This is a genomic window from Lysobacter sp. F6437, assembly GCF_052547215.1.
Genome location: NZ_JBQWRB010000001.1, coordinates 1,214,052 through 1,230,736, shown reverse-complemented (window position 1 = coordinate 1,230,736; position 16,685 = coordinate 1,214,052). Strand labels below are relative to the sequence as shown.

12 protein-coding genes are annotated in these 16,685 nt (G+C 65.2%); all 12 read left to right on the top strand.

Annotation, left to right across the window (positions count from 1 at the left end; genetic code table 11):
* Nucleotides 1-131: 131 nt before the first annotated feature.
* The 12 genes from rpoB to rpsS all read left to right on the top strand — a co-directional run bounded on the left by rpoB (nt 132) and on the right by rpsS (nt 16,677).
* Nucleotides 132-4,319 (top strand): DNA-directed RNA polymerase subunit beta, encoded by a 4,188-nt coding sequence (gene rpoB, locus ACT9F5_RS05815; RefSeq protein ID WP_445118952.1) that lies wholly within the window; start codon nt 132-134, stop codon nt 4,317-4,319.
* Nucleotides 4,320-4,430: 111 nt separating this feature from the next.
* A complete protein-coding gene (rpoC, locus tag ACT9F5_RS05810; RefSeq protein ID WP_445118951.1) occupies nt 4,431-8,651 on the top strand; it encodes a DNA-directed RNA polymerase subunit beta' in 4,221 nt (1,406 codons plus the stop codon).
* Nucleotides 8,652-8,955: 304 nt separating this feature from the next.
* Complete coding sequence (gene rpsL, locus ACT9F5_RS05805; RefSeq protein WP_078759418.1) at nt 8,956-9,330, top strand: 30S ribosomal protein S12; 375 nt, start codon at nt 8,956-8,958, stop codon at nt 9,328-9,330.
* Between the two features lie 12 nt (nt 9,331-9,342).
* A complete protein-coding gene (gene rpsG, locus ACT9F5_RS05800; protein ID WP_445118950.1) occupies nt 9,343-9,810 on the top strand; it encodes a 30S ribosomal protein S7 in 468 nt (155 codons plus the stop codon).
* Nucleotides 9,811-9,985: 175 nt separating this feature from the next.
* Nucleotides 9,986-12,076: an elongation factor G gene (gene fusA / locus ACT9F5_RS05795; RefSeq protein ID WP_445118949.1), complete on the top strand. Its 2,091-nt coding sequence runs from the start codon at nt 9,986-9,988 to the stop codon at nt 12,074-12,076.
* 73 nt (nt 12,077-12,149) lie between these two features.
* Entirely contained in the window at nt 12,150-13,340 is a 1,191-nt protein-coding gene (gene tuf / locus ACT9F5_RS05790) for an elongation factor Tu (RefSeq protein WP_445118948.1), read from the top strand.
* 345 nt (nt 13,341-13,685) lie between these two features.
* The gene (gene rpsJ / locus ACT9F5_RS05785) at nt 13,686-13,997 is read left to right on the top strand and encodes a 30S ribosomal protein S10 (protein WP_027070119.1); all 312 of its coding nucleotides are present in this window, start codon (nt 13,686-13,688) and stop codon (nt 13,995-13,997) included.
* A gap of 10 nt (nt 13,998-14,007) precedes the next feature.
* On the top strand, nt 14,008-14,664 hold the full coding sequence (rplC, locus tag ACT9F5_RS05780) for a 50S ribosomal protein L3 (RefSeq protein ID WP_445118947.1): 657 nt from the start codon (nt 14,008-14,010) through the stop codon (nt 14,662-14,664).
* On the top strand, nt 14,661-15,272 hold the full coding sequence (gene rplD, locus ACT9F5_RS05775) for a 50S ribosomal protein L4 (RefSeq protein WP_445118946.1): 612 nt from the start codon (nt 14,661-14,663) through the stop codon (nt 15,270-15,272). Before rplC ends, rplD begins: the two co-directional genes overlap by 4 nt.
* Complete coding sequence (gene rplW, locus ACT9F5_RS05770) at nt 15,269-15,565, top strand: 50S ribosomal protein L23 (RefSeq protein ID WP_445099040.1); 297 nt, start codon at nt 15,269-15,271, stop codon at nt 15,563-15,565. Before rplD ends, rplW begins: the two co-directional genes overlap by 4 nt.
* Before the next feature lie 11 nt (nt 15,566-15,576).
* Entirely contained in the window at nt 15,577-16,404 is an 828-nt protein-coding gene (rplB, locus tag ACT9F5_RS05765; RefSeq protein ID WP_445118945.1) for a 50S ribosomal protein L2, read from the top strand.
* A 6-nt stretch (nt 16,405-16,410) separates the two neighbouring features.
* Nucleotides 16,411-16,677 carry a 30S ribosomal protein S19 gene (gene rpsS, locus ACT9F5_RS05760; protein ID WP_445118944.1) on the top strand — a complete coding sequence of 89 codons (267 nt, stop codon included), beginning with the start codon at nt 16,411-16,413 and terminating at the stop codon, nt 16,675-16,677.
* Nucleotides 16,678-16,685 lie beyond the last annotated feature (8 nt).

Genomic DNA, 16,685 nt, shown 5'->3' with positions numbered 1-16,685 from the left:
TCGAGTTGGTAGTTGGAAGTAGCAGGAGATGGCGTGCTGGTGCCGGCAATACCAGCGACTTCCAAGTAGCAACTTCACGTTTCCCCCGGACCCGCGGACGCGCGGTCCAATGAAATCGAGGCGGTAGCCCCATGACCACAGCTTCCAAGACGACGGCCTCCAAGGCCGACTACTCGTTCACCGAAAAGAAGCGCATCCGCAAGAACTTCGGCAAGCGCAAGTCGATCCTCGAGGTGCCGTTCCTGCTGGCAATCCAGGTCGACTCCTATCGCGCGTTCCTGCAGGAGCATACCGACCCGGCCAAGCGCGAGGACCGCGGCCTGCATGCCGCGCTGAAGTCGGTGTTCCCGATTTCCAGCTACAGCGGCAACGCGGCGCTGGAGTACGTGGGCTACAAGCTCGGCGAGCCGGCGTTCGACGAGCGCGAGTGCCGTCAGCGCGGCATGAGCTACGGCGCCCCGCTGCGCGTGACCGTGCGCCTGGTGATCTACGACCGCGAGTCGTCGACCAAGGCCATCAAGTACGTGAAGGAGCAGGAGGTCTACATGGGCGAGATCCCGCTCATGACCGGCAACGGCACCTTCATCGTCAACGGCACCGAGCGCGTCATCGTCTCCCAGCTGCACCGCTCGCCCGGCGTGTTCTTCGACCACGACCGCGGCAAGACCCATTCCTCCGGCAAGCTGCTGTACAGCGCCCGGATCATCCCGTACCGCGGCTCGTGGCTGGACTTCGAGTTCGATCCGAAGGACGGCCTGTTCACCCGCATCGACCGTCGCCGCAAGCTGCCGGTGACGATCCTGCTGCGTGCGTTGGGTTATACCAACGAGGAGATGCTGGCCGAGTTCTTCGAGGTCAACACCTTCCATATCGACCCGACCGAAGGCGTGCAGCTCGAGCTGGTGCCCGAGCGCCTGCGCGGCGAGACCCTCGATTTCGACCTGGCCGATGGCGACAAGGTCATCGTCGAAGCCGGCCGCCGCATCACCGCGCGCCATGTCAAGCAGCTCGAGGCCGCCGGCATCGAGGCACTGGCCGTGCCCGACGCCTACCTGGTCGGCCGGGTGCTGTCGCACGACGTGGTCGACACCGCCACCGGCGAGTTGATCGCCGCGGCCAACGACGAGATCACCGAGGAGCAGCTGGAGCTGTTCCGCAAGGGTGGCATCGAGACCGTCGGTACCATCTGGACCAACGACCTCGACCGCGGCCCGTTCATCTCCAACACCCTGCGCATCGACCCGAGCAAGACCCAGCTCGAGGCGCTGGTCGAGATCTACCGGATGATGCGTCCGGGTGAGCCGCCGACCAAGGATGCCGCGCAGAACCTGTTCCACAACCTGTTCTTCACCTTCGATCGCTACGACCTGTCGGCCGTGGGCCGGATGAAGTTCAACCGCCGCATCGGCCGCAAGGAAACCACCGGCGCGTCGGTGCTGTACGACGCCAGGTACTACGCCGAGCGCAAGGACGAGGAGTCGAAGAAGCTGGTGGCCGAGTACGGCGACAGCTCCGACATCCTCGACGTGCTCAAGGTGCTGACCGAGATCCGCAACGGTCGCGGCGTGGTCGACGACATCGACCACCTCGGCAACCGCCGCGTGCGTTCGGTCGGCGAAATGGCCGAGAACACCTTCCGCGTCGGCCTGGTCCGCGTCGAGCGCGCGGTCAAGGAGCGCCTGTCGATGGCCGAGTCCGAAGGCCTGACCCCGCAGGAGCTGATCAACGCCAAGCCAGTGGCGGCCGCGATCAAGGAGTTCTTCGGCTCCTCGCAGCTGTCGCAGTTCATGGACCAGAACAACCCGCTGTCGGAGGTCACCCACAAGCGCCGCGTGTCGGCCCTTGGACCGGGCGGCCTGACCCGCGAGCGCGCCGGCTTTGAGGTGCGCGACGTGCACCCGACCCATTACGGCCGCGTCTGCACCATCGAAACCCCGGAAGGCCCGAACATCGGCCTGATCAACTCGCTGGCAGTGTTCGCCCGCACCAACCGCTACGGCTTCCTGGAGACGCCGTACCGCAAGGTTGTGGACGGCAAGGTCACCGACGAGATCGAGTACCTGTCGGCGATCGAGGAGAACGAGTACGTCATCGCCCAGGCCAATGCGACCCAGGACGACAAGGGCAAGCTGTCCGCCCAGTTCGTCGCCTGCCGCTACCAGGGTGAGAACCTGCTCAAGCCGCCGAGCGAGATCCACTTCATGGACGTCTCGCCGATGCAGACCGTGTCGGTCGCGGCGGCGCTGGTGCCGTTCCTGGAGCACGATGACGCGAACCGCGCACTCATGGGTGCCAACATGCAGCGCCAGGCCGTGCCGACGCTGCGCTCGCAGAAGCCGTTGGTCGGTACCGGCATCGAACGCGCCGTGGCGCGCGACTCGGGCGTGACCGTGAACGCCCTGCGTGGCGGCGTGATCGAGCAGATCGACGCGGGCCGCATCGTGGTCAAGGCCAACGAGGACGAGATCGTCGGCGCGGCGGATGCCGGCGTCGACATCTACAACCTGATCAAGTACACCCGCTCCAACCAGAACACCTGCATCAACCAGACTCCGCTGGTCAACGTGGGCGACGTGATCGCGCGTGGCGACGTGCTGGCCGATGGTCCGTCCACCGACATCGGTGAGCTGGCGCTCGGGCAGAACATGCTGGTCGCGTTCATGCCGTGGAACGGCTACAACTTCGAGGACTCGATCCTGCTGTCGGAGCGCGTGGTCCAGGAAGACCGCTACACCACGATCCACATCGAGGAGCTGACCGCGGTCGCGCGTGACACCAAGCTCGGGCCGGAGGAAATTTCCGCCGACATCCCGAATGTGTCGGAGCAGGCGCTCAACCGCCTCGACGAGTCCGGCGTGGTGTACATCGGTGCGGAAGTCCGCGCCGGCGACATCCTGGTGGGCAAGGTCACGCCCAAGGGCGAGAGCCAGCTGACCCCGGAAGAGAAGCTGTTGCGCGCGATCTTCGGCGAGAAGGCGTCCGACGTTAAGGACAGCTCGCTGCGCGTGCCGCCGGGCATGGACGGCACCGTCATCGACGTGCAGGTCTTCACCCGCGATGGCATCGAGAAGGACAAGCGCGCCCGCCAGATCGAAGAGTCGGAAATCCGCCGGGTCAAGAAGGACTTCGACGACCAGTTCCGCATCCTCGAGGCGGCGATCTACAACCGCCTTCGCACCCAACTGATCGGCAAGGTCGCCAATGGCGGCGCCGGCCTGAAGAAGGGCGAGACGGTGACCTCGCTGGTGCTTGATGGCCTGAGCCGCAAGGACTGGTTCGGCCTGCGCATGAAGGACGACGACGCGGTCGAGGCCATCGAGCGCGCACAGAAGCAGCTCGATACCCACGAGAAGGAGTTCGAGCGTCGCTTCGCCGACAAGCGCGGCAAGATCACCCAGGGCGACGACCTCGCCCCGGGCGTGCTGAAGATGGTCAAGGTGTTCCTCGCCGTGAAGCGCCGCATCCAGCCGGGCGACAAGATGGCCGGCCGCCACGGCAACAAGGGCGTCGTGTCGACCATCGTGCCGGTGCAGGACATGCCGTACATGGCCGATGGCCAGACCGTCGACATCGTGCTGAACCCGCTGGGCGTGCCGAGCCGAATGAACATCGGCCAGGTGCTGGAAGTCCACCTGGGCTGGGCCGCCAAGGGCCTGGGCCAGAAGATCCAGCGCATGATGGAAGCGCAGGCCAAGGTGGCCGAGCTGCGCAAGTTCCTCGACGAGGTCTACAACCACGACACCAAGGTGGTCGGTGAGCGGGTCGACCTCAAGCAGTTCAGCGACAAGGAACTGCTGGCCCTCGCACAGAACCTGACCGACGGCGTGCCGATGGCGACGCCGGTGTTCGACGGTGCCGAGGAGTCGGAGATCAAGGCGATGCTCAAGCTGGCCGACCTGCCCGAGACCGGCCAGACCGTGCTGCACGACGGCCGCACCGGCGAGGCGTTCGAGCGCGAGGTCACGGTGGGCTACATGCACATGCTGAAGCTGAACCACCTGGTCGACGACAAGATGCACGCGCGTTCGACCGGTCCGTACTCGCTCGTCACCCAGCAGCCGCTGGGCGGCAAGGCGCAGTTCGGCGGCCAGCGCTTCGGCGAGATGGAAGTCTGGGCGCTGGAAGCCTACGGCGCGGCCTACACCCTGCAGGAAATGCTGACGGTGAAGTCCGACGACGTGCAGGGCCGCAACCAGATGTACAAGAACATCGTCGACGGCGAGTACGAAATGGTGGCCGGCATGCCGGAGTCCTTCAACGTGCTGGTGAAGGAAATCCGTTCGCTCGCGATCAACATGGAACTCGAAGAGACCAAGTGATCGCCCGCGACTGACTTCCGACACCCGAGGAAAGAGCGCAGCGGCGGCCCGCCGTCTGCTGCAGCCTGAAGACCTTCAAGGAAGAAGGTTTTCGATACTGGAGAATTCCTGATGAAAGACTTGCTCAACCTGTTCAACCAGCAGCGTCCCGCGCTCGACTTCGATGCGATCAAGATCGCGTTGGCGTCGCCGGACCTGATCCGTTCGTGGTCCTTCGGCGAGGTCAAGAAGCCCGAGACCATCAACTACCGTACCTTCAAGCCCGAGCGCGACGGCCTGTTCTGCGCCGCCATCTTCGGGCCGATCAAGGACTACGAGTGCCTGTGCGGCAAGTACAAGCGCATGAAGCACCGCGGCGTGGTCTGCGAGAAGTGCGGCACCGAGGTCACCCTGGCCAAGGTCCGCCGCGAGCGCATGGGCCACATCGACCTGGCATCGCCGGTCGCGCACATCTGGTTCCTCAAGTCGCTGCCGTCGCGCATCGGCCTGATGCTGGACATGACCCTGCGCGACATCGAGCGGATCCTGTACTTCGAGGCGTTCGTCGTCACCGAGCCGGGCCTGACCCCGTTCGAGCGCGGCCAGCTGCTCAATGAAGAGCAGTTCATGCAGGCGCGCCAGGAGCACGGCGACGACTTCGAGGCCGCGATGGGCGCCGAGGCGGTCTACGACCTGCTGCGCACGATCGACCTGCAGTCCGAGATGGTGCAGCTGAAGGAAGACATCGCCGCCACCGGTTCGGAAACCAAGCTCAAGCGCCTGACCAAGCGGGTCAAGCTGGTCGAGGCGTTCCTCGAGTCCGGCAACAAGCCCGAGTGGATGATCATGACGGTGCTGCCGGTGCTGCCGCCGGACCTGCGTCCGCTGGTGCCGCTGGACGGTGGCCGCTTTGCGACCTCCGACCTCAACGACCTGTACCGCCGCGTCATCAACCGCAACAATCGCCTGCGTCGCCTGCTCGAGCTCAACGCGCCGGAAATCATCGTGCGCAACGAGAAGCGCATGCTGCAGGAGTCGGTCGATGCGCTGATGGACAACGGCCGCCGCGGCCGCGCCATCACCGGCACCAACAAGCGCCCGCTGAAGTCGCTGGCCGACATGATCAAGGGCAAGCAGGGCCGGTTCCGCCAGAACCTGCTCGGCAAGCGCGTCGACTACTCCGGCCGTTCGGTCATCGTGGTCGGCCCGTACCTCAAGCTGCACCAGTGCGGCCTGCCGAAGAAGATGGCGCTGGAGCTGTTCAAGCCCTTCATCTTCGCCAAGCTGCAGCGCCGTGGCCTGGCCACCACCATCAAGGCCGCCAAGAAGCTGGTCGAGCGTGAAGAGGCGGAGGTCTGGGACATCCTGGAAGAAGTCATCCGCGAGCACCCGGTGCTGCTCAACCGCGCCCCGACCCTGCACCGTCTCGGCATCCAGGCGTTCGAGCCGGTGCTGATCGAGGGCAAGGCGATCCAACTGCACCCGCTGGTCTGCACTGCGTTCAACGCCGACTTCGACGGTGACCAGATGGCCGTCCACGTGCCGCTCTCGCTGGAAGCCCAGCTGGAGGCGCGCGCGCTGATGATGGCCTCCAACAACATCCTGTCGCCGGCCAACGGCGAGCCGATCATCGTGCCGTCGCAGGACGTCGTGCTCGGCCTGTACTACATGACCCGCGCGCTGGAGAACAAGGCGGGCGAGGGCATGGCGTTCGCCAACGTCGCCGAGGTCAAGCGCGCCTACGACAACCGCGTCGTGCAGCTGCACGCCAAGGTCAAGGTCCGCATCACCGAGTCGGTGATCGGCGAGGACGGCGAGCGCGGCAACAAGACCTCGATCGTCGACACCACGGTCGGTCGCGCGCTGCTGCAGGAGATCCTGCCGGAGGGCCTGCCGTTCGCGCTGGCCAACGTCGAGCTGACCAAGAAGAACATCAGCCGCCTGATCAACTCCAGCTACCGTCTGCTGGGCCTGAAGGACACGGTCGTGTTCGCCGACCAGCTGATGTACACCGGCTTCGCCTTCGCGACCCGCGCCGGCGTGTCGATCGGCATCGACGACATGACCATCCCGGACGAGAAGAAGGGCATCCTCGACGAGGCCGAGTCCGAGGTCCTGGAAATCCAGGAGCAGTACCAGTCGGGCCTGGTCACTGCCGGCGAGCGCTACAACAAGGTGGTCGACATCTGGTCGCGCACCAACGAGCGTGTGGCCAAGGCGATGATGGACGCGATCGGCACCGACACCGTGACCAACGCCAAGGGCGAGAAGGTCGCGCAGAAGTCGATGAACTCGGTCTACATCATGGCCGACTCCGGCGCGCGTGGTTCGCAGGCGCAGATCCGCCAGCTGGCCGGCATGCGTGGCCTGATGGCCAAGCCGGACGGCTCGATCATCGAGACCCCGATCACCTCGAACTTCCGCGAGGGCTTGAACGTCCAGCAGTACTTCATCTCGACCCACGGTGCCCGAAAGGGCCTGGCCGATACCGCGCTGAAGACCGCAAACTCCGGTTACCTGACCCGTCGCCTGGTCGACGTGGCCCAGGACGTGGTGATCACCGAGGACGACTGCGGCACCCTCGAAGGCCTGATGATGACCCCGATCGTCGAAGGTGGCGACGTGGTCGAGCCGTTGCGCGACCGCGTGCTGGGTCGTGTCGTCGCCGAGGACGTGTTCCTGCCGGGCAACGACGAGGATCCGATCGTCACCCGCAACACGCTGCTCGACGAAGCCTGGGTACAGAAGCTCGAAGATGCCAGCGTGCAGGCGATCAAGGTGCGTTCGACCATCACCTGCCAGTCCGCGTTCGGCGTCTGCGCCAACTGCTACGGGCGTGACCTCGGTCGCGGCCACCTGGTCAACCATGGTGAAGCGGTCGGCGTGGTTGCCGCGCAGTCCATCGGTGAGCCCGGCACGCAGCTGACCATGCGTACGTTCCACATCGGTGGTGCGGCGTCGCGAGCGGCGGCCATCGACAACGTCACGGTCAAGACCACCGGTTCGATCAAGTTCAACAACCTCAAGCACGTCCAGCACGCCAACGGCCACCTGGTCGCGGTGTCGCGCTCGGGCGAGCTGTCGGTGCTGGACAACCACGGCCGCGAGCGCGAGCGCTACAAGCTGCCGTACGGCGCCACCGTGTCGGTCAAGGACGGCGGCGAGATCAAGGCCGGCCAGCAGGTCGCCAACTGGGACCCGCATAACCACCCGATCGTGTCGGAAGTCGCCGGTTTCCTGCGCTTCATCGACTTCGTCGACGGCGTGACCGTGATCGAGAAGACCGACGAGCTCACCGGCCTGGCGTCGCGCGAGATCACCGATCCGAAGCGTCGTGGCTCGGCCGCCAAGGACCTGCGCCCCATCGTCCGCATCGTCGACAAGAAGGGCAACGACCTCAACATCCCGGGCACCGACCTGCCGGCGCAGTACCTGCTGCCGCCGCGCTCGATCGTCAACCTGCAGGATGGTGCGGCCGTGGGCGTCGGCGACGTGGTCGCCAAGATCCCGCAGGAAGCGTCCAAAACCCGCGACATCACCGGTGGTTTGCCGCGCGTGGCCGACCTGTTCGAGGCGCGCAAGCCGAAGGACCCGGCGGTGCTGGCCGAGCGTTCGGGCATCGTCAGCTTCGGCAAGGACACCAAGGGCAAGCAGCGCCTGATCATCAAGGACGCGTCCGGTGACGAGCACGAGGAGCTGATCCCGAAGTACCGCCAGATCATCGTGTTCGAAGGCGAGCACGTCGAGAAGGGCGAGACCGTGGTGGACGGCGAGCCGACTCCGCAGGACATCCTGCGCCTGCTCGGCGTCGAGCCGCTGGCCGTGTACCTGACCAAGGAAATCCAGGACGTCTACCGCCTGCAGGGCGTGAAGATCAACGACAAGCACATCGAGGTGATCGTTCGCCAGATGCTGCGCAAGGTCGAGATCACCGACCAGGGCGACAGCAAGTTCCTGCACGGCGAGCAGGTCGAGCGCCAGCGTTTCGTCGAGGAGCATGCGCGCGTCGCTGCCCGCAACGAAATCGTGCCGCAGTTCGATCCGGTGTTGCTGGGCATCACCAAGGCGTCGCTGGCGACCGAGTCGTTCATCTCGGCGGCGTCGTTCCAGGAGACCACCCGCGTGCTGACCGAGGCTGCCGTGCGCGGTACCCGCGACGGCCTGCGCGGTCTCAAGGAGAACGTGATCGTGGGTCGCCTGATCCCGGCCGGTACCGGCCTGGCGTACCACACGCAGCGCCGCAAGAACGCCTCCGGCCTGACCGAATCCGAGATGGAGGCCCTGGCGGCCCCGGTCTCGGCCGGTGCGGACGAGGTTGCGGATGTCGCGGGCGAGGAGTCCGGCGCCGCATAGGTTTGCAGTTGCATGCGGCCTCCTGATGGAGGCCGCCCCAGATCACCAAATGAGGCGCACGGAGCGCCTCGTGTTGGGCCCAGGGAAGGGCGGGATCATCGGAATATCGCGGGGTCGCGGGCACTGAGTCCCGGCCCCGCCGTTTTCGACTCGTTTGCGTTTGACGGCGACGTTTTGCGCAGGCTATACTTTTCCGTCTCGGTGGGCCGGGTGTACCCGGCTTGCCGTTCGTTTTCACGCAAGGCCCGCTCAGCGCCACGCCCAACGGCAGGCAAGCAGCACGGCCTTCATCAAAGAGCATCAGATGGCGACGATCAATCAGCTGGTCCGCAAGCCGCGGCAGGCGCCTACTTTCAAGAGCACTTCTCCGGCGCTCGAGAATTGCCCGCAGCGCCGTGGCGTCTGCACCCGTGTCTACACCACCACCCCGAAGAAGCCGAACTCGGCGATGCGGAAGGTGGCCAAGGTGCGCCTGACCAATGGTTACGAGGTCATCTCGTACATCGGCGGCGAAGGCCACAACCTGCAGGAGCACTCGGTGGTGCTGATCCGTGGCGGTCGCGTCAAGGACCTGCCCGGCGTGCGTTACCACACCGTGCGCGGTGCGCTCGATGCCGCCGGCGTCGCCAAGCGTCGCCAGCGTCGCTCCAAGTACGGCGCCAAGCGCCCGAAGTCCTGAGGAATTTGATCCATGTCGCGTAAAGGTTCCGCCCCGCAGCGTTCCGTCCTGCCTGATCCCAAGCACGGCAGCGAGACGATCGCGCGCTTCATCAATATGGTCATGCTGAGCGGCAAGAAGTCGGTCGCCGAGAAGATCGTCTATGGCGCCATGGATGTGATCGGGGAGAAGAACCCGAACGTCCTGGAGCTGGTCGAGAAGGCGCTCAGCAACATTTCGCCGACGGTCGAGGTCAAGTCCCGTCGCGTCGGTGGCTCCACCTACCAGGTGCCGGTCGAGGTGCGCGCGTCGCGCCGCATGGCGCTGGCGATGCGCTGGTTGATCGAGTCGGCCCGCAAGCGTGGCGAGAACACCATGCCGCGCAAGCTTGCCGCCGAACTGATGGACGCTTCGGAAAGTCGTGGTGGCGCCGTCAAGAAGCGTGAAGAGACCCACCGCATGGCGGAGGCGAACAAGGCGTTCGCCCACTACCGCTGGTGATTCAAGCGTCCCGGTTGCACCAGTAGTCGGGATGTTCCGCAGCACCTCCGGTGCTGTCGCGACGGCGCGATCGCCGTCATGCGAACCGGAAGCCGCCGTCAGGCGGCGTCCGGCCATTTGCGGTTCGTAAAAAGACGAACCTCTACAACACGAACATAAAATACGAGAGGGTCCCGTGGCTCGCACCACTCCCATCGAGCGTTACCGCAACTTCGGCATCATGGCCCACATCGATGCCGGCAAGACCACCACGTCCGAACGCATCCTGTTCTACACCGGTGTCAGCCACAAGATCGGCGAAGTCCATGACGGCGCCGCGACGATGGACTGGATGGAGCAGGAGCAGGAGCGTGGCATCACGATCACGTCCGCGGCCACCACCGCGTTCTGGTCGGGCATGGACAAGTCGCTGCCGCAGCATCGCTTCAACATCATCGATACCCCCGGGCACGTCGACTTCACCATCGAGGTCGAGCGCTCCCTGCGCGTGCTCGACGGCGCGGTATTCGTGCTGTGCGCGGTCGGCGGCGTGCAGCCGCAGTCCGAGACCGTGTGGCGCCAGGCCAACAAGTACAAGGTGCCGCGCCTTGCGTTCGTCAACAAGATGGACCGCACCGGCGCCAACTTCGACAAGGTGGTCGAGCAGCTGAAGTCGCGCCTGGGTGCCTACCCGGTGCCGATGCAGGTTCCGGTCGGGGCCGAGGACGGCTTCGACGGCGTCATCGACCTGCTCAAGATGAAGCGCATCCATTGGGACACCGCGTCCCAGGGCACCGTGTTCGAGTACGGCGAGATCCCTGCCGAACTGCTCGACAAGGCCACCGAAGCGCGCGCGTTCATGGTCGAGGCCGCGGCCGAGACCAGCGAAGAGCTGATGGACAAGTACCTCAACGACGGCGAGCTGTCGGAGGCCGAGATCATCTCGGGCCTGCGCGCCGGCACGCTGGCGACCTCGATCATCCCGGTGTTCTGCGGTACCGCGTTCAAGAACAAGGGCGTGCAGGCCATGCTCGACGGCGTGATCCAGCTGCTGCCGTCGCCGTCGGATCGTCCGCCGGTGACCGGTATCGACGAGGATGAGAAGGAAGACACCCGCAAGGCGTCCGATTCCGAGCCTTTCTCTGCGCTCGCGTTCAAGATCATGACCGACCCGTACGTCGGCTCGCTGACCTTCTTCCGCGTCTATTCGGGCGTGCTCAATTCCGGCGACGCGGTGTTCAACCCGGTCAAGTCGAAGAAGGAGCGGGTGGGGCGCATCCTGCAGATGCATTCCAACAACCGCGAGGAAATCAAGGAAGTCCGCGCCGGCGACATCGCCGCGGCGGTCGGCCTGAAGGACGTGACCACCGGCGACACCCTGTGTGCGCAGGACCACATCATCACCCTCGAGCGGATGGTGTTCCCGGAGCCCGTCATCTCGATGGCGGTGGAGCCGAAGACCAAGTCCGACCAGGAGAAGATGGGTCTGGCGCTGGGTCGCCTGGCGCAGGAAGACCCGTCGTTCCGCGTGCGTACCGACGAGGAATCCGGCCAGACCATCATTTCGGGCATGGGCGAGTTGCACCTGGACATCCTGGTCGACCGCATGAAGCGCGAGTTCAACGTCGAAGCCAACGTCGGCAAGCCGCAGGTCGCCTACCGCGAGACCATCCGCAAGGCGGTCAAGGCCGAAGGCAAGTTCGTGCGCCAGTCCGGCGGCAAGGGCCAGTTCGGCCACGTCTGGCTCGAAATCGAGCCCAACGAGACCGGCGGCGGCTATGTGTTCGAGAACGCGATCGTCGGCGGCGTCGTGCCGAAGGAATACATCCCGGCGGTCGACAAGGGCATCCAGGAAGCGGTCGCCAACGGTCTGATGGCCGGCTACCCGATCGTCGACGTCAAGGTGAAGCTGGTCGACGGCTCGTACCACGAGGTCGACTCCTCCGAAATGGCGTTCAAGATCGCCGGCTCGATGGGCTTCAAGGAAGGTTTCCACAAGGCCAGTCCGGTCCTGCTGGAGCCGATCATGAAGGTCGAGATCGTCACCCCCGAGGAATACCTCGGTGACGTGATGGGTGACGTCAGCCGTCGCCGTGGCATCCTGCAGGGTCAGGACGACAGCCCGTCGGGCAAGATCATCAACGCGATGCTTCCGCTCGGCGAGATGTTCGGCTACGCGACGTCGCTGCGTTCGATGTCGCAGGGTCGCGCGACCTTCACGATGGAGTTCGACCACTACGCCGAGGCGCCGACCAACATCGCCGAGTCCGTGGTCAAGAAGAATTGATGCACCGGCCGGCGACCGCGGGTCGCCGGCCATTCCCACAAGACCAACAAACAAAGTTCAGAGGTAGATAGTCATGGCCAAGGGTAAGTTCGAGCGCACCAAGCCGCACGTGAACGTCGGCACGATCGGTCACGTCGACCACGGCAAGACCACGCTGACCGCAGCGCTGACCAAGGTGGGCGCGGAACGTTTCGGTGGCGAGTTCAAGGATTACTCGGCGATCGACGCGGCGCCGGAAGAGAAGGCGCGCGGGATCACGATCTCGACCGCGCACGTCGAGTACGAATCCGACAAGCGCCACTACGCGCACGTCGACTGCCCGGGCCACGCCGATTATGTGAAGAACATGATCACCGGTGCGGCGCAGATGGACGGTGCGATCCTGGTGTGCTCGGCCGCGGACGGCCCGATGCCGCAGACCCGCGAGCACATCCTGCTGTCGCGCCAGGTCGGCGTGCCGTACATCGTGGTCTACCTGAACAAGGCGGACATGGTCGACGACGCCGAGCTGCTCGAGCTGGTCGAGATGGAAGTGCGCGAGCTGCTGACCAAGTACGAGTTCCCGGGCGACGACACCCCGATCATCCACGGCTCGGCCCGCCTGGCGCTGGAAGGCGACCAGAGCGAGATCGGCGTGCCGTCGATCCTGAAGCTGGTGGACGCGCTGGACACCTTCATCCCGGAGCCGGAGCGTGACGTCGACAAGGCGTTCCTGATGCCGGTCGAGGACGTGTTCTCGATCTCGGGCCGTGGCACCGTGGTGACCGGCCGCATCGAGCGCGGCATCATCAAGGTCGGCGACGAAATCGAGATCGTCGGCATCCGCGACACCCAGAAGACGACCGTCACCGGCGTCGAGATGTTCCGCAAGCTGCTCGACCAGGGCCAGGCGGGCGACAACGCCGGCCTGCTGCTGCGCGGCACCAAGCGTGACGACGTCGAGCGTGGCCAGGTGCTGTGCAAGCCGGGCAGCATCAAGCCGCACACCGACTTCGAGGGTGAGGTCTACGTGCTGAGCAAGGACGAGGGCGGCCGCCACACGCCGTTCTTCAAGGGCTACCGCCCGCAGTTCTACTTCCGCACCACCGACATCACCGGCTCGTGCCAGTTGCCGGAAGGCGTGGAGATGGTGATGCCGGGCGACAACGTGAAGATGGTCGTCTCGCTGATCAACCCGGTGGCGATGGACGAGGGCCTGCGCTTCGCGATCCGCGAGGGCGGCCGCACCGTCGGCGCCGGCGTCGTCTCCAAGATCATCAAGTAAGCGCGTGTTCGGGGTGGTGTTGCACCCCGCGCTGAAAACCAGCTAGAATGCGCGACCACCATGGGCCCGGCGACTTCGCCGGGCCCATGAACCAGCGAAATGAGGGGCAGGAAGCACCTCGTATTCGCCAGACAGGGACATGTCGCATGGTGCCGTTTCGTTCCGGGCCCACCCGGTCACGACGGCGCCATGCGTTCGCAGGTTCCGTCTGGGCGGGCCGGGAAACCGGCCTGCCTTGATTTTTGAGGGGCCGGTAGCGCTTTGCGCGAGCCGGCATTTGCAGTCCATCGGGGTTCGGTGCACCCAGTCACCGGCCCGTCGCTCTTTAAACCAAGGAACACCGTCATGGCGGACCAAAAGATCCGGATTCGGCTGAAGGCGTACGATCATCGTCTGATCGACCGCTCGGCCAGCGAGATCGTCGAGACGGCGAAGCGGACCGGCGCACAAGTGCGCGGCCCGATTCCGCTGCCGACCAAGATCGAGCGTTACACCATCCTCGTATCCCCGCACGTCGACAAGGACGCGCGCGACCAGTACGAGACCCGCACGCACAAGCGCGTGCTCGACATCGTCGACCCCAACGACAAGACCGTGGACGCGCTGATGAAGCTCGAGCTCGCGGCGGGCGTCGACGTCCAGATCAAGCTGACCTGAGGCCACCAACATGACTGCGAAGAAATATTCGCTGGGCATCGTCGGTCGCAAGGCTGGCATGAGCCGCTTCTTCACTGAAGACGGCAAGTCCGTGCCGGTGACCCTCATCGAGGCGACGCCGAACCGGATCACCCAGATCAAGACCACCGACACCGACGGCTACAGCGCCGTGCAGGTCACGGTGGGCGTGCGCCGCGCGGCGCTGGTCAACAAGCCCGAAGCCGGCCACCTGGCCAAGGCCAAGGTCGACGCCGGCCGTGGCCTGTGGGAACTGCGCGTGGAAGCCGACAAGATCGGCGACTTCAATGTCGGCGGCGAGATCAAGGCCGACATCTTCGAAGTCGGCCAGATCGTCGACGTCCAGGGCATCACCAAGGGCAAGGGCTTCCAGGGCACGATCAAGCGCTGGAACTTCAAGATGGGCGACGCCACCCACGGTAACTCGCTGTCGCATCGCGCCCCCGGCTCGATCGGCCAGCGACAGACCCCGGGCCGCGTTTTCCCGGGCAAGAAGATGTCCGGCCACATGGGTTCGGTGCAGCAGAGCACCCAGGGCCTTGAAGTTGTCCGGGTCGACGCCGAGCGCGGCCTGATCGCGATCAAGGGCGCGGTGCCGGGCGCGCCGGGCGGCGACGTGATCGTGCGTCCGACGAGCAAGGGAGCATGACGATGGAACTTGCCATCAACAACAGCAAGAAGACGGTGTCGGTCTCCGACGAGATCTTCGGCCGCGAGTTCAGCGAGGACCTGGTCCACCAGGTGGTTGTTGCCTACCGCAACGCCGGTCGCGCCGGTACCAAGGCGCAGAAGACCCGTTCGGAAGTCGCCGGCACCACCAAGAAGTCGAAGAAGCAGAAGGGCGGCGGTGCGCGTCATGGCGCGCTGACGGCCCCGATCTTCATCGGCGGTGGCGTGACGTTCGCGGCCAAGCCGCGCAGCTTCGCGCAGAAGGTCAACCGCAAGATGTACCGCGCCGCGATCGCGTCGATCTTGTCCGAGCTCAACCGCCAGGGCCGCATCACGGTCGTGGAGTCGCTCGACCTGGATTCGCCGAAGACCTCGGGCATGGTCGCCAGGCTCAAGGAGCTCGAGGCCGGCCGCCGTCCGCTGCTGGTCACCGAGGACGCCACCGAGAACCTGTACCTCTCGGCGCGCAACCTGCCTTACGTGGAAGTCCGTGACGTCCAGGGCCTGGACCCGGTCGCGCTGGTTGGCGCCGACTCGGTCGTGGTGACTGCCGACGCGGTCAAGAAGATCGAGGAGTGGCTGGCATGAACGACGCCAAGCTCTACAACGTAATCCGTGCGCCGCGCGTGTCCGAGAAGACCGCGCGCCTGCAGGAAGTTTCCAACCAATATGTCTTCGAAGTGGCGACGACAGCGACCAAGGCCGACATCAAGGTCGCCGTGGAGAAGCTGTTCGACGTCAAGGTCGAGGCCGTCAATGTGGTCAACGTGAAGGGCAAGAGCAAGGCCTTCAAGTTCCGCATGGGCCGTCGCCCCGACTGGCGTAAGGCATACGTGAAGCTGGCCGACGGCCAGTCGATCGACGTGATGGCCAAGGCCTGAGGACTAGACCCATGGCATTGATGACTTTCAAACCCACCTCGCCCGGCCGTCGCTCGATGGTCCGTGTGGTGACGCCGGGCCTGCACAAGGGCGCGCCGCACGCTGCACTGGTCGAGAAGAAGAGCAAGACCGGTGGTCGCAACCACCACGGTCGGATCACCACCCGTCACATCGGCGGTGGCCACAAGCAGCACTACCGCATCATCGATTTCAAGCGCAACAAGGAAGGTATCCCGGCGCGCGTGGAGCGGATCGAATACGATCCCAACCGCACCGCCCATATCGCCCTGCTGTGCTACGTCGATGGCGAGCGTCGCTACATCATCGCGCCCAAGGGCCTGAAGGATGGCGACCAGGTGATCGCCGGCCGTGATGCCCCGATCCGCGTCGGCAACACTCTGCCGCTGACCAACATCCCGATGGGTTCCACCGTCCATTGCATCGAGATGAAGCCCGGCAAGGGCGCGCAGATCGCCCGTGCCGCCGGTGCCGGCGTGCAGCTGGTCGCCCGCGAACAGGGCTACGCCACGCTGCGCCTTCGCTCCGGCGAAATGCGCCGGGTGCCGGTCGAGTGCCGGGCCACCATCGGTGAAGTCGGCAACAACGAGCACAGCCTCGAGAAGCTCGGCAAGGCCGGTGCCAAGCGCTGGCGCGGCATCAAGCCGACCGTCCGCGGTGCGGCCATGAACCCGGTCGACCATCCGCACGGCGGTGGTGAGGCCAAGGCTGGCCAGGGCAACCCGCATCCGGTCACCCCGTGGGGCGTGCCGACCAAGGGTTACAAGACTCGCAAGAACAAGCGTACGCAGCAGTTCATCGTTCGCGATCGCAGGAGCTAATCGGCAATGGCACGTTCACTGAAAAAAGGCCCGTTCGTCGACCACCACCTGATCAAGAAGGTGGAGGCCGCGGCCAACAACAAACGCCCGATCAAGACCTGGTCGCGCCGCTCGATGGTGCTGCCGGAGATGGTGGGCTACACCATCGCCGTGCATAACGGTCGCAACCACATCCCGGTGCTGGTCAACGAGAACATGGTTGGCCACAAGCTCGGCGAGTTCGCCCTGACCCGTACCTTCAAGGGTCACGTGGCCGACAAGAAGAGCCGATAAGGAGATGA